This window comes from Dactylosporangium sp. CA-139066 (genome assembly GCF_050936175.1).
Lineage (GTDB): Bacteria > Actinomycetota > Actinomycetes > Mycobacteriales > Micromonosporaceae > Dactylosporangium.
On record NZ_JBNJNH010000001.1, the window covers coordinates 489,302 to 514,066 of the forward strand.

Below are 24,765 nucleotides of genomic sequence, written 5' to 3' on the forward strand. Positions count from 1 at the left end.
GGTGGGTAACGGGTTGCCCGGGCGGCCGGTGTCTCCGGCGCCACCCGTGGGTGTCCCGCCCCCTGTGTCCGGAGGCCCTGGCGCTCCCGCCGTCAGGCGGTCGTGCGGGTGATTCAGGTGCGGTGTTCTGGTGTCAGGTCGCCGGCCCGATGTCGGTTGTGGTGCCCGCCCCGACGTCCGCGCTCAACTCCGGGAACACCTTGCCCACCTTTCGCACGAGATATTCACCGTAGGTGCCGGTGAATGCCCGCAGATCCTGGCCGTCCCAGCGCCTCGGGGCGCCGGTCCCGCCGGAGGCGGCCCGTCCGGGCAGCGGTGGTACCTCGGCCGTGAAGCCGGGGTCGAAGAAGAACGGGAACGACAGGCGTTCGTTGCCGCTGAGGTTTCGGACCCGGTGCGGCGTCGAGCGGTACCACCCGCCGGTCATCCGGTCGAGCATGTCGCCGATGTTGCACACGAACGTGCCGGGGATCGGCGGGGCGTCGAGCCACTTCCCGGGGTGGTCGCCGTGCCTGCCCTCGGGGTTGCCGTCGTCGGGGGCGTTCGATGCGGCGGCGGTGCCGGTCCGTGTGTCGGCCTCGTCGTCCGGCATGCGGACCTGCAGGCCGCCGTTGTCGTCCTGCAGCAGGAGCGTCAGCAGGCCGTAGTCGGTGTGCTCGCCGACGCCCCACGCGGTGCTGTCCGGAGGTGACGGCGGGTAGTGGAAGATGCGGAACAAGACCGTCGGGTTCGCCGTGTAGCCGGATGCGAAGTAGTCGGGTGGCAGGTCGAGGCTCTGGGCGATGCCGCGCATGACGGCCTGGGCCGTGGCCGTCATCGCGTCGAGGTACTCCAGCACTGTGTCGCGCAGTTCCGGGATCTGGCGCGGGAACAGGTTGGCGCCGTGCAGTGGCAGGCCGGCGCGTACCTCGGGGGAGTCCGGGCCGAGTTCGGTGCCGAAGTAGAGGCCTTCCTTCTGGTCCGGTACCCCGGAGGTGAGCTCGGCGCCGACGGGGAAGAAGCCCCGCCAGGCGCGGCCGCCGCGGGCCATGGCGATCTCGAGCTTCTCGGGCTCGGGCAGCGCGAAGAACTCGCGGGCGGTGCGGTCGAGCCGCGTGATGAGCCCCGGGTCGACGCCGTGGCCCGACACGTAGAAGAACCCGCTGGCGCGGCACGCTGATTCGATCTGGCGGGCGGCGTGTGCGTCCTCGCCATCGCGGACCAGGTTGGCGACGTCGACCACGGGCAGATCGGCCTGATAGGAGCTCACGCCCCGAAGCGTAGGCGTCGCCGCGCCGGGACGGCAGGTGGCGATTCCTGTCAACCGTGGTTGACGTAGTGCGTGATTGTCAACTATGGTTGACGCATGACGGAGGCAAATGACCTCGCGGCCGCGGCGGCCAGCCCGGACCCGCGCATCGGGCTGCGGGCGGCCGTCGCGCTGCGGCGGCTGGCCGACGCGCTCGAGGTGCTCCAGGTCGACAATGCGCGGCTGCAGGGCTGGTCGTGGCAGGAGATCGCCGACGCCCTCGACGTGACAAGGCAGGCGGTGCACAAGAAGCACGCCGGTCGTACGCCGGCCGCACCGGCCGGTGCGGCGGCACCGGCGGCACCGGCCGGTGCGGCGGCACCGGCCGCGCCTGCGTCGCGGTCGTCCGATGCGTCGGCGGCGGCGCCGTCGAAGGGCAAGGCCGGGCAGCGCGAGGTGACCGCGACCGAGACCGGCGACAACTGATGCGCCCTGCGCTGGCGCGTACGACGAAAGGGGAGCATTGATGTTCGAGCGATTCACCGACCGGGCCCGGACCGTCGTCCGGGTCGCCAAGAGCGAGGCTGACGACCTCGGCCATCGCGCGATCGGCACCGAGCACATGGTGCTGGCGCTGCTGCGCGATGACGGCGGCATCGGCAGCGGCGTGCTCCGCGCCTGCGGTGTCGAGTACGACGACATCCACGAGGCCGTTGCAGCCGGCGACGACGCGGCCGCGCTGCGCTCCATCGGCATCGACCTTGACGCGGTGCGGGCGAGCGTGGAGCAGACGTTCGGTGCCGGTGCGCTGGAGCGCGCCGAACCGGCCGAGCGGGGCGGCTTCCTGTTCCGCCGCTCGAAGCTGCCGACGCGGTTCAACAACGGGGCCAAGAAGAGCCTGGAACTGTCGCTGCGGATCGCGCTGTCGCTGAAGCACAACTACATCGGCACGGAGCACATCCTGCTCGCGGTGCTGAAGGAGGAGCGCGGTACCGGCGGACGGCTCCTGCGCGAGCAGGGCCTGAGCTACGACCGCACCCTCGATCTCGTGCTGACCGCGCTGAAGAACGCCGCCTGAGGGCGGCCTTCCTGCGCCCCGGGCGTTCCTTGATCGGGACGCCCCGCCGGGCTCCGTGAGCCGGCGAGCAATCGTCTAGCGTTCCGGTATGGAGCGGACCCTCACCTGGCGTGACCTGAACCGGGCGATGCTGGCCCGCCAGATGCTGCTGGAACGCGTGACGCTGGACGTTCCCGAGGTCCTGCAGCGGATGGGCGGCCTGCAGGCGCAGTACGCGCCGTCGATGTACATCGGGCTGTGGACCCGCATCGAGGGCTTCGAGCGTGACGAGCTGACCGGCATGCTGGAGCGCCGCGAAGTTGTCCAGGCGACCCTGCTCCGCTCCACGATCCACCTTGTGTCGACGGCCGACTACTGGCCGCTCACGGTCGGCGTGCGCAACGCGCGCCGCGACGCCTACCTGCGCGCGGTCCGCGACAAGCCGGACCCGGCCGCGATGGAGGAGGCCGTCCGCAGCCTCAGGGCGCTGCTCGCCGAGCGCCCCGTGCGCCGCACGGAAATCGACCAGCTGTTCGGCCCGCAGATCCGCCACGGCATCGGCATGTTCCTCGACATGGTCCGCGTCCCGCCATCGGGCACGTGGGCGCGGCGCCGGGCCGACCTGTTCGGCGCCGCCGAGGACTGGGTGGTCCGGCCCGACGTGACCGAGGACGAGGCGCAGGACCTGCTGGTCCGGCGGTACCTCGGCGCGTTCGGGCCGGCCCACCGCACGGAGATCGCGGACTGGGCGGGCCTGCCGGTGTCCACCGTGGCCAAGGTGCTCGCCCGGCACGACCTGCGCACGTTCCGCGACGAGCGCGGCCGGGAGCTGGTCGACCTGCCCGACGGCCCGCTGCCGGACCCGGACACCCCCGCCCCCGTCCGCTTCCTGCCGACGTACGACGCAACCCTGCTCGCCCACGCCCGCCGGACGCTCATCCTCCCCGAGGAGCACCGATCGAAGGTGTTCCACGTTCGCATGCCGCAGTCGATCGGCACTTTCCTCGTCGACGGTCAGGTGGCCGGCACGTGGGCACCGAAGGCGAACGGCGTCGAGTGGGAGCCGTTCGCCCCGCTACCGGCACGGGTTCGGCGCCAGGTCGCCGCGGAAGCGGATCGCCTCACGTCGTTCCACGCCTGACCCGCCCCGGCGGCGGCCCGCCCCGCGCCCGGCCCTCCCGGGTGCCGCGGCCCGGCCCCGCGCGATCCGTCGGCACCGCCGGCGGCCCAGTGGCCGCGGCCGGCGGCCCGCTCGGCCGCGCGGTCCCCGACCCCTCAGGCCCGGCCGCCGCATCACCAAGATCGTCCGCCGCCGGCGAAGCCCCGCCGGCCCGCGTTGGCGAGGCAGCAGAGGACCCGGCCGCCGAGGAAGCCGCCGGCCCAGCCGGGAGCGCCGCCGTCACCGACGGCGTGTGCCGCCGCGAATCCGGCTGCCGCCCCGGCGGCGGATCCCCGCCCCGGCCGTCCGGCGGTTTCGCATCGACCCGCGGCCGGCTGGGCCCGAGCTCGTAGCGCCGCCCGTCGGGCCGCATGATCCAGATCCAGCCGCTGAGCGGCTCGCGGAACATCCGCCAGCCCCGCTCGTGCATGCACACGTGGTGGTACCGGCACAGCAGCACCAGGTTGTCGGCATCCGTCTCGCCGTGATCGCGGATCCACTCCCGCAGGTGATGGCTGTCGCACCAGTTCGCCGGAATCCGGCAGCCCGGCCATCGGCAGTACGGATCGCGCGCCGCGAGCGCCCGCCGCAACGGCCACGGCGTGTTGCGGTACGCCCGCCCGAGCTTCAGCGGCACACCGTTCTCCGGATGCAGCCACAGCTGCTGCAGGGTCGCATCGCAGCTGAGCCGCGCGGCCAGCGCGTCGCTCACCGGCCCGAACCCGGCCATCACCGCGGCCCCGTCGCCGTCATCGTCTGCAGCAACGGCGCCGCCGCCCTCGTCGCCCGCGACAACGTCGCCGCCGTCGTCAGCCGGCGTCTCCTCCGCGTCGGTACCGCCGTGATCGTGCAACTGCAGATACCGCCGAACCGGCATCAGCAGTCCGATACAGAGCCGCCCCCCGGCGACTTCGGGCGCCTGCCCCGAGCGCAGCACCGCGTTGAGCATGTCCGCCGCCGCGTCATGCCGTCGCTGCGCCGGGCTGCGATCGTCGCCCTGCCCCGGCGGCTTGGTGAACGCGTCCAGCGCGGTGCCGAACAGCGCCCCGGTCTCCGTGTCGAGCACGCCCCGCAGCCGCCACATGTCGCCGAGCCGCGTGAGCGTCACGCCCCGCCGCCGGTACTGCTCCTCCGGTGGTGTGCTCTTGTCCGCCAGCGCAAGGTCCCGCAGATGGCCGCACGCCTCCTGGAGATGCTCCGGCCCGGCGTTCTGCGCGAGCTCGACCAGGGTGTGCTCGGCCTGCTCGATGACCTCGTCGCCGACCTCCTCGGCGGTGATCGCGATCCGGTTCACCTGCTCCGCGCTCACCTCGCCGGCCTGGAACGCCTGCGCGAGCTCGGGAAGCAGCCGGGTGACCTCGGTCGCACGCATCCGCCCGCCGGCCGCCGGCCCGGACAGCCGCCCGAACCCGACCAACCACTGCTTCGTCGAGCCGAACCCGTCGCGGTGGCTCAGCCGCCGGTCGTCGAACGCGCCGACGAACCCGCTGATGACCGCGTCCAGCCGGTGCTGGCAGCGCAGCAGCTCCAGGAGCGAGTCACGAACGGCGGCATCGTCGAGCGCCTCGACATCGAGCTTGGCCATCGATTCGAGCGCCTCAGTGAGTGGCCCAACCACCCCCGCCGCGTCCACGCCCCGACCGTAACCGCCGGCGCCCCGAACCCAGGATCCCCGATCTCCTATCTCACTCTGAGCGATCCTCCATCTCCCATAAGTGGTCGAGCACGTGCCACACGAACCGCCGCGCCGCGTACCGCGCGGTCCAGCCGTTGTCCGTCAGCGGCCCCCCGTCGCCGGTCCGCCCGAACACGGCGATCACGTCGTCGCGCAAGGCTTCCACGGCCGCGCGGTCATCGAGCGCCGGCGGCCGGTGCTTGACGCCGATCTTCCGGGCGTACGCGGCCTCGGACTCGAGCACGTGACCGATCATCTTGTCGCGGTCGCGCCCACCACCCCGAGGCCCCTTGCGCAGCGACTCGGGCGCCGTCGCGGAGTACGCGTCGAAGGCCGCCCATGCGGCCCGCAGCAGCTTGGTGTGGCGAGCCGCGACGGCGGCGGTGACCGGCGCCGAGTCCGCGTCCGGGCGGCCGTCCGGCGCGCCGAACTCGGTCGTCGCCGTGCCGGGCACCCGTTCGACGACGTTGAGGCGGGGCGAGGCCGGGAAGGAATAGCCGGCCGCGGTGGCGATCGACGCGTAGCGCGCCCCGTAGGCGGCGAGCGCCTCGATCGCCTCCTCCTCGCTCTTGCCGAACCGGCCCCAGCCCGGCCAGTCGAGGCTGCCCGCGAAGACCTTCTTCTTGCCCGTCTCGAGGTAGATGTCGGCCATACTGTGACCTTAAGCCGCATTCCTCGGCGACGCCGGGCCTGGTACCTACCATGGTTCATATGCCTGAGCTTGTGAGTTATCTTCGCGAGGCCCTGCTCGCCGGCGATGTCGAGACCACGCGGGACTCCAACCATGGCAACGCCGCCTCCTTCGCCGAGGGCCGCGAGGGCTACGTGTTCGGCCTGGTCCCGCTCAAGACGTGGACGCTGCCGCAGGTGCTGGCGGTCATGGCCGAGCGCGTCGGCATCGATCCCGACCCGGACCGCTCGACCGGTACCGACGTCATCGACCCCGACAAGACGGTCCGCGCACTGGAGCGCATGCGCGACCGCCTACGCGTCGCCGCGCGGCGCCGGGAGCGGGTAATCGTGGCCACCGGCCATCCGGCCGGCATCATCGAGGTGCACCTGGCGATCGCCGCCGCACTGCGCGCGGCCGGATGCGAGCTGCTGCAGCCGGCGCCGGGTGCCGTGTTCGACTCGCCCGGTCGCTACGACGGGCGCGAGTTCCCGCTCGCCGTGCGATACGTCGGCGGCGTCGCCGTGGCCGCGGAGCGCGGCATCGCCCTGTGGCACACCCACTCGCCGGGCGGCATGCGGGCGATGCTCGCCGAGCTGGGCCGGCAGGGCGAGGCGCCGCCCGACCTCGTCGTCGCGGACCACGGTTTCGCCGGCGCGGCCGCCGCGGCCGGCCTCGACGTGGTGTCGTTCGCGGACAGCAACGACCCGGCGCTGTTTGTCGGTGAGGCTGAGGGCCGCGTGTCGGTGACGGTCCCGATCGACGACAACGTCCAGCCGCATCTGTACGGCCCCATCAGCGACTTCCTGCTGGAGGGGGTCACTGCGGCCTGATCGCCGACATCGCCCGAATGATATGACACGGGTGCTATGGGCGAATTCGCCCCTGATTCTTGTGTGAGTTCCTTCCGAATGAAAGCATCGGGCGCGGCCGATATCTATCGGCACCGATGCATGGGAGGCTCACGTGAGACCCACCAAGTCCTCATTCAGGCTGCTCGCGGTGATCGCCGCCGGCCTGGCCACCGGCGCTGCGCTGACCCCGTCGGCCGCGCTCGCGGCCCAGGACGAGCCGGCGCTTGCCGCGCGCACGACAGACGCCCTCGTCGCGCAGCTCGGCACCCGCACCGCCGGGGCGTACTACGACGCGGCGCTGGGCAAGATGGTCGTCACCGTCACCGATGCGGCCACCGCGGCGAGCGTCGAGGCGACCGGCGCGGTCGCCCGCAAGGTCGAGCACAGCGGCGCCGAGCTCGCCCGGATCACCGCGACGCTCGGCGCCAAGGCCGCCATCCCCGGCACGGCCTGGGCCGTCGACCCGGTGGCCAACCAGGTCATCCTGTCCATCGACAGCACCGTGCCGGCCGCGCACGTCAAGACGCTCGAGGCCCTCGTGGCGGGCCTCGGCAGCGGCGCCCGCATCGAGCGCCTGGCCGGCGCCCTGCGCCCGACGATCTCCGGCGGCCAAGCCATCTACACCGGCGGCGCGCGCTGCTCGCTCGGCTTCAACGTGGTCAGCGGCAGCACCTACTACTTCCTCACCGCCGGGCACTGCACGAACATCGGCGCGACGTGGACGACCAGCAGCGGCTCCGTGCTCGGCACCCGCGCCGGCACCAGCTTCCCCGGCAACGACTACGGCATCGTGCGCTACGCCAGCGGCGTCACCCACCCCGGCAACGTGTCCCTCGGCGGCAGCTCCACGCAGGACATCACCAGCGCCGCCAACGCGTTCGTCGGCGAGACGGTGCGCCGCAGCGGCAGCACCACCGGCGTCCACAGCGGCACGGTCACGCAGCTCAACGCCACCGTGACGTACGCCGAGGGCCAGGTCAGCGGCCTGATCCGCACCACGGTCTGCGCCGAGCCCGGCGACAGCGGCGGCTCCCTGTTCGACGGTGCGAAGGCGATCGGCCTGACCTCCGGCGGCAGCGGCAACTGCAGCAGCGGCGGCGTCACATACTTCCAGCCCGTGACCGAAGCCCTCAGCGTGTACGGCGTGAGCGTCTACTGACAGCGCCGGCTCAATGCCGGGGATCGGGCGGTGCGCCGCCCGGTCCCCGTTTTTGTCGTACCCGGGTGGCAGAGTTGAGGCATGCAAGTCGGGCTGCTCGGACCGCTCACGGTCGACATCGACGGCCGGCCGGTCGAGGTCGGCGGGGCCAGGCTGCGCACGCTCCTCGTCCGCCTGGCCATCGAACCGGGCCGCTTCGTGCCGCTCGACCAGCTCGTCGACGCGCTCTGGCCGGAGGCGTCGGCCGGCGGCACGACGCGCGGTGCCAGACCCGGAGCCCCGGCGCCCGCCGACCCCGCCAACGCGGTTCAGTCGCTGGTGTCGCGGCTGCGCAAGGCCCTCGGCGGGCACCCCGCCCTGGAGTCGGGCCCGCGCGGCTACCGGCTGGACATCGAGCCCGCCGACGTCGACGCCTGCCGCTTCGAGCGCCTCGTGGCCGACGGTCGCCGTGCCCTGCGCGCGGACGATCCGCAGGAGGCCACGCGGCTGCTGCGCGCGGCGCTCGACCTGTGGCGGGGCCCCGCGCTGGCCGACGGCGGCGAGCACGACGCGATCGTCGCCCGCTGGGACGAGCTGCGCCTGTCCGCGACCGAGGACCTCATCGAGGCGTCCGGCTTCGCACCCGAGACCCGCGCCGGGGCGATCGCCGACCTGCAGGAGCTCATCGTCGCCAATCCGCTGCGCGAGCGCCTCGTCGCGCTGCTCATCCGGGCCCTGCACGCCGACGGGCGGCAGGCGGAGGCCCTCGCCGCGTTCGAGGAGTGCCGGCGGCGCCTCGCCGACGAGCTCGGCGCCGACCCGTCCCCGGAGCTGCGCGACGCGCACGTGGCCGTCCTGCGCGCCGGCGCCCGCACACCGCGCGCCGGCAACCTGCGCGCGCCGCTGACCACCTTCGTCGGGCGCGACGACGACGTCGAGCGGCTCGCCACCCAGGTCGCCGACAGCCGGCTCGTCACGCTCGTCGGGCCGGGCGGCGCCGGCAAGACGCGGCTCGCCACCACGGTCGCCGCGACGGCCGGCCGGCACCTGGCCGACGGGGCCTGGCTGGTCGAGCTGGCCCCGGTGGCCGAGGCCGCCGAGGTCCCCGCGGTGGTGCTGCGAACGCTGACCACGGGCGGCCTCGCCCAGCTGGAGACGACGAGGCGCCCGCGCCGCGGCGACATCCTCGACCAGCTGGCCGACATCCTGACGCTGGCCGGGATCCTGCTCGTGCTCGACAACTGCGAGCACGTCGTGGACGCGGCCGCCAACCTGAGCGAGGAGCTGCTCGGCCGCTGCCCGAAGCTGCGCATCCTCGCGACCAGCCGCGAGCCGCTGGGCATCCTCGGCGAGACGCTGTTCCCGGTCGGCCCGCTGCCGCTGCCCGAGCCCGTCACCGCCGAGCGGCCGGCGCAGGAGCCGCCGCCGTTCATCCCGCGCAGACCGGGAGCCGCGCCCCGGGACGGGACCGCATCGGCGATGACGGTCCTGGACCGGGCGAGCGCGTCCCCCGCGGTACAGCTGCTGCGAGATCGGGCGGCGGCCGTGCGGCCCGGATTCACCGTGACCGACGACAACGTCGGGGCGATCGTGGAGATCTGCCGCCGCCTCGACGGCCTGCCGCTGGCCATTGAGCTCGCCGCGGCCCGGCTGCGTTCGTTCACGCCGGAGCAACTCGCCGCGCGCCTCGGTGACCGGTTCCGGCTGCTGACCGGCGGCAGCCGCACCGCCCTGCCGAGGCACCGCACGCTGCACGCGGTCGTGGCCTGGAGCTGGGACCTGCTCGGCCCGCAGGAGCGGGAGTTCGCCGAGGCGCTGGCCGTGTTCCCCGGCACGTTCGACGCCGAAGCCGCCGCCGCGGTGACCGGGGCCACCGACGCGGTGACCGGAGCCGCCGACGCCGAGACGCTGCTCGACGCCCTCGTCGACCGCTCGCTGCTGCAGGTGGCCGGCGGCGGCGACCGCGTGCGATATCGGATGCTCGAGACGATCCGCGAGTTCGCGCTCGAGGAGCTCGGCCGCCGCGGGGGAGCGGGCCCGGCCCGCGCCGCCCACGCCGCGCATTTCCTGGAGCTGATGGAGCAGGCGGAGCCGCACCTTCGCACCTGGGCCCAGCTGGAATGGCTGGAGCGGCTGCGACTCGAGCAGGACAACCTGTATGCGGCGGTCGCCCACGTCTGCGACGTCGGCGACGGGCTGAGCGCGTATCGGCTCGGAGCGGCCAGCGGCTGGTTCTGGACGTTCGAGGACAACCACGCCGAGGCGGCGCTGTGGCTCAGGCGCATCCTCGCCGTCGAGCACCGCGGCCCCGAGCCCGTCCCGCCGGACCTGCGGCTCGTGGTCCGCTCGATGTACGTCGTCAACAGCGGGTTCGCCGGTGACTTCCAGTACGACCCGGCCAAGCTGGGGGAGCTGATTGAGCTCGCCGACGTCGCGCCGGCCGACGGGCATCCGTTCGTGGCCCTCATCGAGCCGGTGGTGCTGCTGTTCCGCGACGACAGCGAACGGGGCGGCGCGCTCATCCGGGAACGGCTGCAGGGCACGAAGGACACGTGGACGCGGGCCATGCTGCTGTCGATCCTCGGTCACCTCCATGAGAACGACGGCGACATCGACGGCATGCTGCGCTACCTCACCGAGTCCGCGGAGGAGTTCCGCCGCATCGGCGAGCGCTGGGGCCTGGCGATGACGCTCGCCTCGGTCGCCGACGCCTACACCCGCCGCGGCGACTTCGCCCGCGCCATCGCCTACTACGAGGAGTCGACCGAGCTGCACAGCCGGCTCGGCATCCGCTCCAGCGAGGCATACCTGCGGGTGAGCCTGGCGGCGCTGCGCCGGCACACCGATGGGCCGGAGGCGGCCCGGGCGCTGCTGCGCGAGTTCGTCGAGGACGCCACCCAGACGTCGCGGGACGTGTCCCACGCGATGCTGGAGCTCGGTCACCTGGCGCGCGCCGCGGGCGAGCTCGACGAGGCCGAGCGGCTCTACTGCGAGGCGTGGCGGCTGCAGCAGGAGTCACCGATGGTCGCCCCGCAGTACAAGGCGATCGTGCTGTCGGCCCGGGCCGAGGTCGACGTGGCCCGCGGCGACCACGACCTGGCCCACGCCCGGCTGGCCGAGGCGACGGAGCTGGCCCTGTCGGTGCGTGACATGCCGGTCCTGGGCAAGGTCGCGGTCACCTACGCCGGCCTGACGGCGGCCCACGGCGAGCCGGAGCGCGCCGCGGAGATCCTCGGCGCCGCTGAGCAGGTGGCCGGCGCCCGCGACGCCGCCAACGCCGACTGGACGGACCGCATGGCCGCGCTGCGCGCCGAGCTCGGCGCGCAGGCATTCGAAACGGCGACGGCCCGCGGCCTGAATCTGCCGCGGGCCGACGCCCTGGAACTGCTGCAACCCTGATCGGCGCGGTCCGTGCCGGCGGGCCGGAAAGAACGCCGTCAGGCCTTGCGACGGTACGCGCGCACCGCCAGCGGCGCGAACACCAGCAGGATCGCCACGGACCAGACCAGCGTCTTGATGACCGGCTCGGCCACCGGCCCGCCGCCCACCATGAGCCCGCGCGCCGCCTGCATCGCATCGGCGACGGGGTTGACCTTCACCCACGCCTGCAGCCAGCCCGGCAGCGTGTTCGTCGGCACCAGCACGTTGGTGCCGAACGTCAGCGGAAACATGATCACGAAGCCGAGGCCCTGCACCGCGCCCGGCTCCCGCACGACCATGCCGAGCAGCACGAACATCCAGCTGAAGCAGAACGCCATGAACATGACCAGCAGGCACGCCGCGATCGTCTCGGGGACCGAGGTGCCGATGCGGAAGCCCAGGATGTACCCGAAGCCGATCATGACGACGATCGACACCACGAATCGGATCATGTCGCCGAGCACCCCGCCGATCAGCGGCGCGGACCGCCCGATCGGCAGGCTGCGGAACCGGTCGAAGACGCCCGTCTTGATGTCGGTGTTCAGGCTCACGCCGGTCGGCGCCGACGCGAACAGCACGTTCTGCACCATCAGCGCCGGCAGCAGGAACTGCATGTAATCGTGCCGTGACCCGGCGATGGCCCCGCCCAGCAGGTACACGAACAGGACGATGAAGATGATCGGCTGCAGCGTCACGTCCAGCAGCTGCTCCGGCGTGCGCATCGTCTTGATGAGGCTGCGCCGGGCCATGACCAGGCTGTGCCGCACCAGCCCGAACGGGCGCGCCGGGACGGCGGCGATGAACTGCGTGCCGTCGGCCGAGGCCTCGCGCGTGGTCGTGGTCGTCATGCCGCCACCTCCTGCCGTTCGCGGGTCAGCGTGAAGAACACCTCGTCCAGGCTCGGCAGGTGCAGCGACAGCTCGATGACGCCGATGCCCGCCTCGTCCAGCCGCCGCACGACGGCCGTCATGGCGCTGTCGTCGCTCACCGGCACCGACAGCACCCCGCGCCCGTGCGACTCCGGCTCGTTGCCGGACACCGTGGCGAGGATCGTCGACACCATCTCCAGGTGCGCCGGATCGGTCGGCCGCACGCTGATGGTCTGCCCGCCGACGATGTGCTTGAGCTGCGCCGGCGTGCCGTGCGCGATGACTTTGCCGTGGTTGATCACCGAGATGTTGTCGGCGAGCGCGTCGGCCTCCTCGAGGTACTGCGTCGTCAGCAGCACCGTCGTGCCCTCCCGCACCTGCGCCCGGACCATGTTCCACACGTCCTCGCGCTTGGCCGGGTCCAGCCCGGTGGTGGGCTCGTCGAGGTAGACCACGGCCGGCCGCCCGACCAGGCTCGCGGCCAGGTCGAGGCGGCGCCGCATGCCGCCCGAGTACGTCTTCGCGGGCCGGTTCGCGGCCTCGGTCAGGTCAAACTCGGCGAGCAGCTGCGCGGCCCGCGACTTGGCCTCCTTGGCCCGCAGGTCGAGCAGCTGCCCGATGAGCACCAGGTTCTCGGTGCCCGTGAGGTCCTCGTCGACCGACGCGAACTGCCCGGTCAGCCCGCTGATGCGGCGGACCGCGGCCGGCTGGCGCACCACGTCGTAGCCGCCGACGACGGCCTGCCCCGCGTCGGGGCGCAGCAGCGTCGCCAGGATGCGCACGGCGGTGGTCTTGCCGGCGCCATTCGGGCCGAGGACGCCGAGCACCGTCCCGGGCTCGGCGGCCAGATCCACCCCGGCCAGCGCGGTGGTCTTGCCGAAGCGCTTGACCAGGCCGGTTGCCTGGAAAGCGAAGCTCATGGCGTGTATCCCCCTGTGGATGACTCTTGCAACGCTATGCAGCATGCCGGGCCCCGCTGTCAAACCGCGCACATCGTCCTGTCATCCGCTGACAGCCCGTCGCGACACTCCGATGCCGTCTTTCATCCCGCATTGTGGACGAAAGTTGACGCCCGCGTGAGCGGCTCGGCAACATCGATTCCATGGGGCCCGAAGGCGCGCTGCTGACCCAACGACTGGTGGTCGACCTCGTTCGACACGCCAGCGCGCGCTGTACCCGCTAGAGCCGACGCTCGCGGCAGTCCTTCCCGGCTACGCCACCCTGGGCCCTTTCTCTGCTTTAATTCCTATCTAGTACGTGAGATTACTGGAGATATCACCATGTCTGTCGCCACCACCGTCACTCGCGTGACCGACCTGCTCTCGATCGCCCGCGCACACGCCGCGGAGCCCGACGACTGGCCGTTCGCGCCCCGCTACGACCCCCAGCGGCGCTGGTACGGCCGCCTCGCCGTCGCCGACGACCACGAGGTCTGGCTGCTGACCTGGCTGCCCGGCCAGGCCACCGACCTGCACGACCACGGCGGCTCGGCCGGCGCGTTCACCGTCGTCAGCGGCGAGGTCGTCGAGCAGACCGTCCGCGGCGGCGAGCTGGCCGCCACCGCCTACGCCGCCGGCGGCGGCCGCCGGTTCGGCGCCCACCACGTGCACCGCATCGTCAACGCCGGCGCCCGCCCGGCCGTGACCGTGCACGTCTACGGCCCGGCGCTGACCGCGATGACCCGCTACCGCCTGCACGACGGCCGCCTCAGCGTCGAGTCGATCACGAAGGCGGGGGCGGACTGGTGACCACCGTGACCTATCCGGGCCGGGGCATCGACGTCATCCTGGCCGAGGCCCGCGCCCGCCTGCACCGCCTCGACGCGGACCAGGCCCGCCTGGCCGCCGCGGAGGGCGCCGTGCTCGTCGACATCCGCCCCGCCGCGCAGCGCGCCGCCGAGGGCGAGATCCCGGGCGCGCTCGTCATCGAGCGCAACGTCCTGGAGTGGCGGTTCGACCCCCGCAGCGACGCGCGGCTGGACATCGCCGACCGCTACGACCTGCCGGTGGTGGTGTTCTGCTCCGAGGGGTACACCTCGTCGCTCGCCGCGGCCGCGCTGCAGGACCTCGGCCTGCACCGGGCGACGGACCTGGACGGCGGCTTCCACGCCTGGAAGGCGGCGGGGCACCCCGTGAGCGGGGGAGTGACTACGCTGGGAGGGTGAAGCTCAAGCTCGACCTCCACGACATCTTCAACCGCAGCGGCGACATCGACCGCGCGCTGCGCGGGATCATCGACGAGGCGGTGGCCAAGCGTGCCACCCTCGTCGAGATCATCCCCGGCAAGGGGTCGGGCGCCCTCAAGAAGCGCGTGCTGCGCTTCCTCGACCAGCGCGAGATCAAGGCGCTGTATCACCGGGTGGAGAAGGACTCGGACAACTTCGGCCGCCTGTTCGTGCACTTCCGCTGGAACGAATCGCCGGGCCGGCGGCGTTGATTTCGCAGTTGTACTTCATGTGCCGGCCCCGGCGGCACCCCGCGCCCTGACGGCGGCATTGCCCGGCGCGTCCCCGACAGGGTTCAGAACGCGTCGACGGCGTCCGCGAGGTGGCACACCGCGACCAGCCGCAGCACGGTCCAGTCCGCGTCCGACCAGTCCACGCTGTCCGGCGTCGGCAGCAGCCGCCCGTGGCGCTGGTGCACGGCGATGACCGACCGGGCGTACGCGGCCAGCGAGATCGAGTCGATACCCTTCCCGGCCGCGGTCAGGCTCTCCCGTACCGCCGCGGCGTGCTGGTCGACCCGCGCGAGCAGGAACGGCTGCGCCAGGGCCTCGACCAGCCCGTCGACGCCGACCATGGCCATGACCTGGTCGAGGTAGAACCGGGCGTCGAGTTCGGCGGTCGCCAGGTACCCGGCGTCGAATTCCACGGAGGCGGCGGGGGTGAGTTCGTTGTTCATGGACGATGACGCTAGGCAGTCCGCGGCCGGAATTGGTCGCCAACAACCGACCGGCACCCGTTCATGACCCGGAGCACTCCGTTCGGAGGACACTACGCTGCGCAGCCGGCCGCCGACCCGCCCCGAAACTGTCGTACGCGGCGTGCAGAATGGCCTCACCGCACCGCCGGAACACCCCGCCGGCACCCGCTGTTCAGGAGGACGAAACGTGTCCGACGACACCTCAGACGGCCGCTCCGGCGAGCCAACGGCCACCACGCCCGAGCCGGTGAGCGTGCCGGAAACGGCAGCTGTGACCGAGCCCGAGGTGAAAGCAGCGGTGACTGGTGCCCCGACCGGGCACCGCCCCGACCGCAGTTTCGCCGCCCCGCCGCGCCGCCCGGTCGTCGCCGCGGTGGCCCTCGTCGTCCTGGCCCTGCTCGCCACGCTCGGCATCGCCGACGTCCAGCCGCCCTCCCCGCGCCCCGCCACGGCGCCCGCCGGCGAGTTCTCCGCCGGCCGGGCCTTCGAGCACGTCCAGCACATCGGCCAGGAGGTCCACGTCACCGGCAGCCCGGCCGCCGACCGCGTCCGGCAGTACGTGATCGACACCCTCACCGGCTACGGCCTGCACCCGGAGGTCCAGGACGCGGTCGGCGTCAACGCGGGCAAGTTCGGCGACGGCGGCATGGCCCACGTGCGCAACGTCGTCGCGGTGCTGCCCGGCACGGCCTCCACCGGTCAGGTCGTCCTCATGGCCCACTACGACTCCGTGCAGGTCAGCTACGGCGCCAACGACGACGGCGCCGGCACCAGCACGCTGCTCGAGGTCGCCCGCGCCCTCACCGCGGGCGGCGCCGCGCGGCCCCGCAACGACATCGTGTTCCTGTTCACCGACGCCGAGGAGGCCTGCCTCTGCGGCGCCGAGGCGTTCGTCAGCCGGCACCCGCTCGGCCAGAAGCCGTCGGTCGTGCTCAACTTCGAGGCCCGCGGCAGCAGCGGCCCGGCCGTGATGTTCCAGACGTCCACCGGCAACGCCGACCTCATCGACGTCTACGCCCGCACCCCGCACCCGGTCGGCACCAGCCTCGCCGTCGAGGTCTACCGGCTGCTGTCCAACGACACCGACTTCACGCCGTTCCTCGCCCAGACCCGCTTCACCGGCCTCAACACCGCCTACATCGACGGCTCGTCGGTGTACCACAGCCCGTTCGACCGGCCCTCGACGATGAACCGCGCGAGCCTGCAGCACCACGGCGACAACGCCCTCGCCCTGGCCCGCGAGTTCGGCAAGGCCGACCTGCCGCCGCTGCTCACGCCGGCCTCCGGCGACGCCGTGTACTTCCCGTTCGCCGGCCTGCTCGTGCGCTACCCGGCCGCGCTGACGTGGCCGATCGCCGTCCTTGCCCTGCTCGCCGTCGCCGCGCTGGTGTTCCTGGCCCGCCGCCGCGGCCTGACCACGCTCCCGCGCACCCTGGCCGGCCTCGGCCTCGCGCTGGTCCCGCTCATCGTGGCCGCCGTCGCCGCGCAGGCGCTGTGGGCGCTGCTCGTCGCGATCCGCCCCGGCTACGGCGTGCTGCTCGACCCGGCCCGCCCGACGTGGTTCCGCTTCGGCGCCGTCGCCCTCACCGCGGCGATCCTCCTGTGCTGGTACGCGCTGAGCCGCCGCCGCCTCGGCCCGGTCCCGCTGGCCACCGGCGGACTGGCCCTGCTGGCCGTGCTCGGCCTGCTGTTCGCCGCCGTCATCCCCGGCGGCTCGTACCTGGTCGCCATCCCGGCGCTGGCCGGCGCGCTCGCCGGCATCGGCGCCCTCCTCGTGCGCCCCGCGCTCGGCCGGGTCGCCGTGCTCACCGTCGGCGCGGCGGTGGCCACGCTCATCCTGGCCCCGACGATCGCGCTGTTCTTCCCCGCGCTCGGCCTCGCCACCGGCGCCGCCGCGGCGATGTTCACGACGCTGCTGGGCCTGGCGGTGCTGCCGGTGCTCGAGCCGCTGTACCGCCCGCCGCTGGCCGAGCGCCACCGCCGGCTCGGCGCCGCGCCCGCCGCCACGGTGCTGGTGGCCGCGCTGGTCTGCACCACCGTCGGCATGGTCGTCGACGACTGGGACGCCGGCCACCCGGAGCCGACCCACCTCATGTACGCGCTGGACGGCGACACCGGCACCGCCGAGTGGGTCAGCCTGGAGCAGTCGCCGGGGGAGTGGACCTCACGGTACGTGCGCAACCACCAGTCGCTCAGCCGCCAGTTCCCGGTCCTGCCCGACCGGACGCTCTCCGTCGGCCCGGCCCAGGCGGCCAACCTGCCCGCCCCCGCGGCGACGATCGTGTCGGACGAGACCTCCGGCGACCGGCGCACCCTGCACCTGCGCATCGCGTCACGGCGCCCGGTCCGCTTCCTGTCCTTCTACGGCGAGGTCGGCGACCACCGCGTCGTGTCGGCCACCGTCGAGGGTCGCAGCGCCACCACCTACGTCGACGAGCTCGACCGGTTCGGCATCGTCTTCCACGGCCCGCCGGCCGAGGGTCTCGACGTCACGCTGGTGCTCACCGGCGCCGGCCCGTTCAAGCTCCGGATCGTCGACGGCAGCGACGGCCTGAGTGACCTGCCGGGCTTCACCCCGCGCCCGCCGGCCGTCGGGGTGTTCGGCAGCCACTCGAGCGAACTCCTGGCGGTGGCCGCGACGCAGACCCTGTGACCGCCGCGCCCCCCGGGAGGGCGAGAAGGCTCAGCTGACGACGTCGAACGCCCACGGGAAGGCGTCGTACGAGGTCGTCGAGATCTCGTGCTGCGTCGTGCCCTCGTACGAGTCGGCGCCGGTCCGGATCTTGATGACCACCCGGCCGCCGGACTCCAGCGTGATCTTGCCGGCGTGGACCGCGGCCGTGCACACGGACGAGTCCGTCGTGTACGGCCCGGACCCCCAAACGGTCCCGATGAACCCGCCCGACGGGCAGTTGTAGCCGACGGTCTTGTCGGGCTGCCCGTCGTACGCCTCCGCCGTGCTCGACCAGTCCACGTCGCTGTGCTCGAGATCGGCGGCCACGTTCGCCGTGTTGCCGTCCCCCGACCCGCCGTCGCCGGACTTGCCGCCGAACAACCGGATCGCGCCGTACGTGCCGAGCCCGAGCACCAGCAGCACCGCCACGGCCGCGGCGACCGGCACCCCACCGCGCCGCCCCTTGCCACCCGGCGCCCCGCCCGCACCTCCACCACCCGGACCACGGCCGCCCGGCACCCCACCACCCGGCACCCCACCGCCCGCGACGGCGCGGCCGGAAACCCCGGCGCCCGGAACTCCGCTCCCGGGCCCAGGCGCAACGACGGCCGGTGGCCCGGAGCTCGGCGGCGACGCCGGCCCCGCCGAACTCCGGGCCGCCGGCGCCCCGCCATACCCCGCAGCGGCAGCCGGCGAAACCGGATAGCCGGTGACCGGTGCCGCCATGAAGGCGGGGGAAACCGGAGCGGAGGGAACCCCGGACGCAGGCACCGAAGAGGTCGGCAGCCCGGGTGGCGCCGAGACGGATGCCGCCGCCCCGGGCAGCGTGAACTGCACGGACGCCCCCACGGCCCCCTGCGCCACCACGAGCTCCGGCTGCTCCACCACGGTCGGCGCCTTCCCGAGCGCCTGATGCAGCAGCGTCGCCACCAGCGGGATCCGGCTTCCGCCACCGACCAGGAACACGCCTTCGACATCGCCCAGCCCGAGCCCCGCGGCCGCGATCGCCGCCCGCGTGGTCGTCACCGTGGCGCTCAGGATCGGCCGCGCCAGCTGCTCGAACTGATCCCGCCCGAGCGGCACGTCGGTCTCGAGCGCCGGAATGTGGATCATCGTCGAGGCGGTCCGCGACAGCATCTCCTTGGCCGACCGCACGTCGTCCCAGAGCATCCGGTTGGCCCGCCGCTCGCCGCTGGTGCCCGGGTGCGTGAGCCGCCGCCACGCCTCGGGATCGCGCGCGCCGTGGGTCGCCCCGAGGAACCCGACGATCGCCGCGTCGATGTCCAGCCCGCCGCTGGTGCTCAGCCCCTCCGACGCGAGCACCTCGAACGCCCCGCTACCGGTCCGGACCACGGACGCGTCGAACGTGCCCGCCCCCAGGTCGTACACCACGAACGCCGACCCCGGCAGCGCCCGCGGCGCGTCGGCCCCGGTGAGCGTGCGGAAGACCTGCGCGGCCGCGACGGGCTCGGGCAGCAGGGTCACGGCCCCGAGGCCGGCCCGCTCGGCGGCGGCCAGCAGCACCCCGCGCCGGGTCTGCGCCCAGGCCGCCGGGCACGTGACGGTGACCGGCCCGAGCGCCACCCCGGAGACCCGCCGGGCCTCGCCGGCGACCCGCGCGAGCACCGCCGCGATGAGGTCCACGGTGGCCACCTCCTGCTCGCCGAGCAGGACCGCGGCCTCGTCGATACGCCGCTTGGGATTCGGCTCGTACCGCTCGGGGTTGATCCGCGCCGCATGCATCGCGTCGCGCCCCACGAGCAGCCCGGAGGCAGCGTCGGCGAACACCGAGGACGGCAGCGTCGGCGAGCCGTCGAACAGCAGCGGCCGGACGTGCCCGTCCGGCCAGGCCAGCATCGCCACGGTGTTCGAGGTACCGAAGTCCACCCCGAGCCGGTACCCTCGCGCGTCCATTTGGCCAGAATACGGGCCGTTCACCACCCGGCGATCGGCTCAACGGTCCACGTTGGCGCCCTTGACGGACGCATCGACATCCGGTACTCAGACGGCAGGAGAGTACATCGTCAATTGTCTATGGAGGACAGCGTGGTCCGATCCCGTCTCGCCGCCGTCACCATCGCCGTCGCCGCGGGCATAGCCGCAGTGACCGTGGCCGCCCCGCCCGCCGCCGCGGCCGGCGACGGCGCCCCGGTCGTGACCAACGGCCCGTGCCAGTACACCCAGACCCCCGACGACCCGCCGGCCCGCCCCGTGTCGCTCCCGCCCGACCCGCGGCACACCCCCGACCGCGGCACGGTCACCGTCACGCTGTTCACCAACCTGGGCCTGATCCCGCTCGCCCTCGACCGCGCCGCCGCGCCCTGCACCGTGCAGAGCTTCCTGCACCTGACCCGCCACGGCTTCTACAACCGCACCGTGTGTCACCGCCTCACCACGTACCCCACGCTCAAGGTCCTGCAGTGCGGCGACCCGACCGGCACCGGCGAGGGCGGCCCCGGCTACCGCTACAAGGACGAACTGCCCACCAACCTCCCGCCGGCCCCGACCGACCCGACCGGCGTGCGCCGCCTCTACGCCCGCGGTGTGCTCGCCATGGCCAACGCCGGCCCGGACACCAACGGCAGCCAGTTCTTCCTGGTCTTCGCCGACTCCGCGCTGCGCCCCAACTACACGGTCTTCGGCAGCGTCCGCCCGCTCGGCCTGCACACGCTGGACCGCATCGCCGCCGGCGGCGTCGCACCCACCCCCGACGACCCGGCCCCGGTCGACGGCGCCCCCGCCCTGCGCACCGAGATCTGCCTGGCCGCCTGACGCCGGGTTATCCACAGGAACAAAATCTTGGTGGTGGTACCGCCAGAGCTGTTCCTATCGTCGATTGCATGACGGTCGATGTGGTAATGCCGTCGGCGTTCACCGTCGACGACCTGTGGCACGTGCCGGTCCCGGTGGCCCGCCGGGCCGGCCGCGCCGCGCCGGACGCCCAGCGCGCCCTGGCCGCGATCCTGGAGCGCATCGAGGTCCCCACCGTCCTACGCGACGACGGCCGCCTCACGTTCTTCCCGCACGACCCGGCAGACGTCGCCGCGATCCGCGCCGCCCAGTCCGCCGCCCGAGCCGTCCACGCCCACCTGCTCGCCCTGCTGCACCGACAGCCAGTGCCGTAGTCCACGCCTTCGTAAAAGCCTGCGCCCGCTATTCCTGGTCTAGGCCGGCCCGCACACGGCCCGGTGGTCCGGCGTGCCCGTCTATGGCGGGGAGTCTCGGCCCGCCTGTTCGCGATTCACTAGATCAAGCCTTGCTCCGCGAGTCCGGAGTTCTGTTCGGTGGCTCGAACCTGTTCCGCGGGCCGATAGCCCGCGCCCCTCCCGCGCCCCGAGCGGGGTCGGAAGGCCCGGGTGGTGGATCGACGGCGCGGCAGCAGCCAGGACCCGGTCCCCGGCGGTCGGGCCCCCGCCGAGGACCGGGCCGCCTGGCCCCACCCTCACTGGTCGTCTCTTCGCCGCCGCCCGATGGTCCGTTGCCCATCTCCCCGGCGGCATGCGCCGCAGAATACGCGTCCTCATCAATATTCGTAAACTTCTACGTGTTGCACCTGATTGCGGGTGTGCAACGGCGCCGGACGGCACTCGGCGGGCGGGCTGCCCGGGACCGCGGGCGGCCACGGCATCATGGTGCCCGTGTACGAGTTGGACGTCGTATCGCCGGACAGCCTCGGCCGGTTCGTCTACCGCTGGTACGGCCCGCCCGATCGGCCGGCCGCCGCGGACCCCGCCGAAACCGCCATGCCCGGGCGGCCGGACAGCGTGCCGGAGGCGCTGCGCGAGTGGCATCGGATCGCGGGCCGCTACAGCTATCCGCTGAGCCGCGATCACGTCATGCTCGCGCCGGCCGCGGGCGACGGGAACGGAATGGTCCGTTTCTGGCAGGGTACCGACGACTGGTACTCGTACGACAACGGAGCATTCCGTTCCGGTGCGCTCGATCCCGAGGTGGTCGAGAACGACGAGCTGCCGACCGGGCTCCCCCTGTCGCGGTTCCTCGTGTACGCGGCGGTCTACGAGGCGACCTACGCCCCCCTGCACGGCCTCGTGCGCATGAACCCGACCGCCGAGCAGGTGCGGGAGGTCAAGGTCCGGCTGCGGCCGCTCGACGACGGGCTGTGGGAGTGGCCCGATCCCGACGTGCGCTACTACGGCGACGATGACCTGCTCGCGCACCTCGGCGCCGACCGGATCGTGATCGCGGGGCGCCACCGGGACGCCCTCGGCCGGTTCGACGGGCTCGCCATTGCCTGGGACTGGGACACCCGCACCGTCTGATGCACCTAAAAGGAACAACACCGGCACCGCAAGACGCCGCCCCGAAAAACGACGACGCCGCGCAGAAAACGACACCGGGCGGAACGGCGCCGCATTCAAGCGACACCGCGCGGACGACGTCCCGCGTAGCGTCGTGTGAGTGCGGCGTCGCGCGGACGACGTCCCGCGCGCAGGCGCCGCCGCGTAGAAACGACCTCACGCGAGCGACACCTGGCGCAAGCGACGCTGCAGGCAGCGGCGCCCTGCGGAACGAACAGGGCGAACAGGGGCGTACAGGGCGTCAGGGTACGTGGATCAGCATCGCGCAGACGTCCTCGTCCTCCGGCACGTTCAACGACGTCACCAGGTGCGTCACCACGGCCTCGAAGTCGGTCAGGTCGATCGTCTCGCCGGCCCGCCGGACCAGGTCCAGCCCGCCGCCGCGGCGCCGGTCGCCGCGGCTCCGGCCGCCCGCGTACTGCCCGCCGGTGTAGAACAGCACGCGATCGCCGGGCTCCAGCGTGACGGCCGTGTCGGTGTAGCGCATCTCGGCCACCTCGCCCAGCGGCAGGCCGAGCGGGCCCGACAGGACCGTGCCCTGGCCGGCGGCGTCGTAGCGGACCGGGGCGACCTGGCCGGCCGCCGCCCACCGCAGCTCGCGGGTGGCCGGCGAGTACCGCGCCACGACCAGGCACGCGGTGTGCTCGACCTCCATCGCGCACAGCATGGCGTTGACGGCGGTCAGGATGTCGCCGGGAGCCATGTCCAGGGAGGCGTACGCCCGGACGGCGTAGCGCAGGCGGGCGGCGGTCGTCATCGAGGACAGGCCCCGGTCGTCGACGTCGCCGAGGACCAGGATCGTGCCGCCGGGGATCGGGGCGGCGTCGTACCAGTCGCCGTCCACGGTGCCGACGCGCTCGGGGGAGCGGCACCGGCCGCACAGCTCGATGCCCTCCATCCGGCCCAGCTCGGGGTCGGTGGGCAGGAGGGCCTTCTGCAGCGCCTCGGCGGCGCGGCGCTCGTCGGCCAGGCGGTGCCGCTGCGCGGCCAGGGCCTCCTCGGCGCGGCGCAGGCGGGCCTCGATCGCGCGCTCCTCGGTGACGTCCTGCACCGTGCCGCGGACCGCGGTGACGTTGCCCGTGTCGTCCAGCAGCGGCTCGGCGGTGATGCGCAGCCGGCGGCCGTTGACCCGGCCGGCGCCGCGGACCTCGGCGAGCAGCTGCTTGCCCTCGACGATCGTGCGGCGCACGGCGTCCTGCACGCCGAGCAGGTCGTCGGGGTGCACGGACGTGGCGAGCTCGTCGACCGGCACCGCGGCGGCGTCGCGGCCGCCGTGGAAGAGGCGGATCAGCTCCGGGGAGCAGCGCGGCTCCGGGTCCCGCAGCTCCCAGCTGAAGGAGCCGATGCCGGCGATCCGCTCGGCCTGCAGCAGCTGGTCGTACTGCAGGTCCGCCTCGGTCGCGACCCGCCACACCGCGAACACCCGGTCCCACAGTCGCACGGCGTGCACGGAGAGCGTCTGCGGGCCGGGCACCCCGTCGGTGCGCGGATCGGCGCGCAGCCCCTCGAGGCGGCGCGGGCGGCCGTCCTGCAGTACCCGCGCGAACTCCGGCAGCAGCGTCGCGCTGCCCAGCGCCGGGTACGCGGCCAGCAGCGTCGCCTCGTCCGGGTCCACCCGGGCGGCGGAGAAGATCTGCCGGGCCAGGGCGTTGCCGTACTCCACCCGGAAGTCGACCAGCTGCCCCTCCTCGTACACCGGCGACAACAGCGCCCCGGGGTTGTGCAGTGCGTCCACGACCGTCGGCAACCACACCTGCGCGGGGGCGGCCTGCCCGCTCTCCTCGCCCTGGACGTGGAACCAGGCGCTGGCGATCTCGTCGCCGATGAGCGTGTCGACCTGCCGGGCGACCGGCTCGAGCAGGGCGCTGACGTACCGCCGCAGCTCCTCGCCCGCCGGCAGCCCCTCGGCCCAGGTCATGAGGATGCCGCCGATGACCCGCTCGCCGGAGATCAGCGGCGAGGCCAGCAGCGTGTCCCCGCTGAACGGCGGGTGCCCGACCACGGGGAAGCGGTCCAGGCCGGTCCGCGCCGTCAGCCACAGCGTCTCGGCGTCCTGCACGGCGACGACGAGCGGCAGCCCGGGGTCGGGCGGGATGCGCGACCAGCGGCTGCGCACCTCGCCGGGCACCCCGTAGGTGCCGACGCCGCGCTGGGCGCCGTCGGGGTCGAGCAGGGTCAGCAGCACCGTCGTCGGGGCCGGCCAGGCGGTCGGCGCGGTGCCGAGGACGTCGCAGAGCTCGTCGTAGCTGCGCGCCGCCGCGATCCGGGCGGTCAGCAGCTGGTGCTGGGACTGCAGCGCCTCCACTTCGGGAGTGCGACTCGCGCGTTTGCGGGCGGTTTGCGGTACCAAATCCGGCTTTGGCGGTTTTTTGACGGACGCCACGTGCTGGCGTAGCTCGTCGTCGATGAGGTTCACCACATCGGGGGCGTTGGGGTCCGGCGACGTGGTGCCGACGATCGCGGCCGCGACCTCGATGAGCTTGATGTTGGTGCGCTGCGAGAGCCGCACGAGCTGGTCGAAGCCCTGGTCCGGGGTGATGCCGAGCCGCTCGACGAGCACGCCCTTGGCCTGCTCGATCACGGCGCGGTTCCGCATGGCGGTGCGCACCCCGGTCAGCTCGGCGCGCAGCTTCGCGACCAGCGCGGCAAGCGCCTCGGCCGGCTCGGCGCTGCTGCCCTCTGCGGGGGCCCTGTCGACCATGCATCCTGCCTTTCCGTCCGGCGTGCGGTGTCGCCCGTTGATGTTTACCACCAACCGGGCCGGGTAGGTGCGGTGGCAGG

Annotated in this window: 20 protein-coding genes and 1 pseudogene; 13 read left to right on the top strand and 8 right to left on the bottom strand. The window is 73.3% G+C overall.

From position 1 onward, the window contains the following. Positions 1–133 precede the first annotated feature (133 nt). A complete protein-coding gene (locus ACQEVU_RS02315) occupies positions 134–1,249 on the bottom strand; it encodes an isopenicillin N synthase family dioxygenase (RefSeq protein ID WP_433319776.1) in 1,116 nt (371 codons plus the stop codon). A gap of 96 nt (positions 1,250–1,345) precedes the next feature. On the opposite strand from ACQEVU_RS02315, the pseudogene ACQEVU_RS02320 reads away from it, so the two are divergent. From ACQEVU_RS02320 to ACQEVU_RS02330, 3 genes and pseudogenes are all read left to right on the top strand, one after another. Further along, positions 1,346–1,552: pseudogene (locus ACQEVU_RS02320) on the top strand (helix-turn-helix domain-containing protein); the annotation flags it as partial. A gap of 202 nt (positions 1,553–1,754) precedes the next feature. Then, positions 1,755–2,306, top strand: a complete 552-nt coding sequence (locus ACQEVU_RS02325) for a Clp protease N-terminal domain-containing protein (protein ID WP_433319779.1) — start codon at positions 1,755–1,757, stop codon at positions 2,304–2,306. Positions 2,307–2,394: 88 nt separating this feature from the next. Beyond that, entirely contained in the window at positions 2,395–3,426 is a 1,032-nt protein-coding gene (locus ACQEVU_RS02330; protein WP_433319782.1) for a winged helix DNA-binding domain-containing protein, read from the top strand. On the opposite strand, the gene ACQEVU_RS02335 is transcribed toward ACQEVU_RS02330, so the two are convergent. Beyond that, positions 3,407–5,029 (bottom strand): DUF222 domain-containing protein, encoded by a 1,623-nt coding sequence (locus tag ACQEVU_RS02335; RefSeq protein ID WP_433319785.1) that lies wholly within the window; start codon positions 5,027–5,029, stop codon positions 3,407–3,409. The genes ACQEVU_RS02330 and ACQEVU_RS02335 overlap by 20 nt on opposite strands. Before the next feature lie 100 nt (positions 5,030–5,129). Beyond that, positions 5,130–5,771 carry a hypothetical protein gene (locus ACQEVU_RS02340; RefSeq protein WP_433319788.1) on the bottom strand — a complete coding sequence of 214 codons (642 nt, stop codon included), beginning with the start codon at positions 5,769–5,771 and terminating at the stop codon, positions 5,130–5,132. 59 nt (positions 5,772–5,830) lie between these two features. Here ACQEVU_RS02340 and ACQEVU_RS02345 point away from each other — a divergent pair, with 59 nt between their 5' ends. The 3 genes from ACQEVU_RS02345 to ACQEVU_RS02355 all read left to right on the top strand — a co-directional run bounded on the left by ACQEVU_RS02345 (position 5,831) and on the right by ACQEVU_RS02355 (position 11,180). Further along, positions 5,831–6,622 carry a phosphatase gene (locus ACQEVU_RS02345; RefSeq protein ID WP_433319791.1) on the top strand — a complete coding sequence of 264 codons (792 nt, stop codon included), beginning with the start codon at positions 5,831–5,833 and terminating at the stop codon, positions 6,620–6,622. A 133-nt stretch (positions 6,623–6,755) separates the two neighbouring features. Further along, on the top strand, positions 6,756–7,802 hold the full coding sequence (locus ACQEVU_RS02350; RefSeq protein ID WP_433319794.1) for a S1 family peptidase: 1,047 nt from the start codon (positions 6,756–6,758) through the stop codon (positions 7,800–7,802). Between the two features lie 81 nt (positions 7,803–7,883). Continuing rightward, positions 7,884–11,180 (top strand): BTAD domain-containing putative transcriptional regulator, encoded by a 3,297-nt coding sequence (locus tag ACQEVU_RS02355; protein ID WP_433319796.1) that lies wholly within the window; start codon positions 7,884–7,886, stop codon positions 11,178–11,180. 38 nt (positions 11,181–11,218) lie between these two features. Here the strand turns inward: ACQEVU_RS02355 and ACQEVU_RS02360 are convergent, their stop codons facing one another. Further along, a complete protein-coding gene (locus ACQEVU_RS02360) occupies positions 11,219–12,049 on the bottom strand; it encodes an ABC transporter permease (RefSeq protein WP_433319798.1) in 831 nt (276 codons plus the stop codon). Next, positions 12,046–12,990: an ATP-binding cassette domain-containing protein gene (locus ACQEVU_RS02365; protein WP_433319801.1), complete on the bottom strand. Its 945-nt coding sequence runs from the start codon at positions 12,988–12,990 to the stop codon at positions 12,046–12,048. The genes ACQEVU_RS02360 and ACQEVU_RS02365 overlap by 4 nt, the downstream gene beginning before the upstream one ends. A 387-nt stretch (positions 12,991–13,377) precedes the next feature. On the opposite strand from ACQEVU_RS02365, the gene ACQEVU_RS02370 reads away from it, so the two are divergent. Genes ACQEVU_RS02370 through ACQEVU_RS02380 form a run of 3 tightly spaced genes read left to right on the top strand, consistent with a single transcriptional unit; the run spans position 13,378 to position 14,506 of the window. Continuing rightward, the gene (locus ACQEVU_RS02370; RefSeq protein WP_433319804.1) at positions 13,378–13,818 is read left to right on the top strand and encodes a cysteine dioxygenase; all 441 of its coding nucleotides are present in this window, start codon (positions 13,378–13,380) and stop codon (positions 13,816–13,818) included. Continuing rightward, positions 13,812–14,234: a rhodanese-like domain-containing protein gene (locus tag ACQEVU_RS02375; protein WP_433334754.1), complete on the top strand. Its 423-nt coding sequence runs from the start codon at positions 13,812–13,814 to the stop codon at positions 14,232–14,234. The genes ACQEVU_RS02370 and ACQEVU_RS02375 overlap by 7 nt, the downstream gene beginning before the upstream one ends. Continuing rightward, a complete protein-coding gene (locus tag ACQEVU_RS02380) occupies positions 14,231–14,506 on the top strand; it encodes a Smr/MutS family protein (protein ID WP_432977956.1) in 276 nt (91 codons plus the stop codon). Before ACQEVU_RS02375 ends, ACQEVU_RS02380 begins: the two co-directional genes overlap by 4 nt. 83 nt (positions 14,507–14,589) lie before the next feature. Here the strand turns inward: ACQEVU_RS02380 and ACQEVU_RS02385 are convergent, their stop codons facing one another. Then, complete coding sequence (locus tag ACQEVU_RS02385; protein ID WP_433319807.1) at positions 14,590–14,970, bottom strand: DUF6401 family natural product biosynthesis protein; 381 nt, start codon at positions 14,968–14,970, stop codon at positions 14,590–14,592. Positions 14,971–15,289: 319 nt separating this feature from the next. On the opposite strand from ACQEVU_RS02385, the gene ACQEVU_RS02390 reads away from it, so the two are divergent. Beyond that, complete coding sequence (locus ACQEVU_RS02390; RefSeq protein ID WP_433319810.1) at positions 15,290–17,644, top strand: M28 family peptidase; 2,355 nt, start codon at positions 15,290–15,292, stop codon at positions 17,642–17,644. 30 nt (positions 17,645–17,674) lie between these two features. Here the strand turns inward: ACQEVU_RS02390 and ACQEVU_RS02395 are convergent, their stop codons facing one another. Then, positions 17,675–19,579, bottom strand: a complete 1,905-nt coding sequence (locus tag ACQEVU_RS02395) for an Hsp70 family protein (RefSeq protein WP_433319813.1) — start codon at positions 19,577–19,579, stop codon at positions 17,675–17,677. A gap of 132 nt (positions 19,580–19,711) precedes the next feature. Here ACQEVU_RS02395 and ACQEVU_RS02400 point away from each other — a divergent pair, with 132 nt between their 5' ends. From ACQEVU_RS02400 to ACQEVU_RS02410, 3 genes are all read left to right on the top strand, one after another. Continuing rightward, positions 19,712–20,437, top strand: a complete 726-nt coding sequence (locus ACQEVU_RS02400; protein WP_433319816.1) for a peptidylprolyl isomerase — start codon at positions 19,712–19,714, stop codon at positions 20,435–20,437. Positions 20,438–20,505: 68 nt separating this feature from the next. Next, positions 20,506–20,790: a hypothetical protein gene (locus ACQEVU_RS02405; protein WP_433319819.1), complete on the top strand. Its 285-nt coding sequence runs from the start codon at positions 20,506–20,508 to the stop codon at positions 20,788–20,790. A gap of 513 nt (positions 20,791–21,303) precedes the next feature. Next, positions 21,304–21,945 carry a hypothetical protein gene (locus ACQEVU_RS02410; RefSeq protein WP_433319822.1) on the top strand — a complete coding sequence of 214 codons (642 nt, stop codon included), beginning with the start codon at positions 21,304–21,306 and terminating at the stop codon, positions 21,943–21,945. 280 nt (positions 21,946–22,225) lie between these two features. Here ACQEVU_RS02410 and ACQEVU_RS02415 read toward each other — a convergent pair whose 3' ends face one another. Beyond that, the gene (locus ACQEVU_RS02415; RefSeq protein ID WP_433319825.1) at positions 22,226–24,685 is read right to left on the bottom strand and encodes a SpoIIE family protein phosphatase; all 2,460 of its coding nucleotides are present in this window, start codon (positions 24,683–24,685) and stop codon (positions 22,226–22,228) included. Positions 24,686–24,765 lie beyond the last annotated feature (80 nt).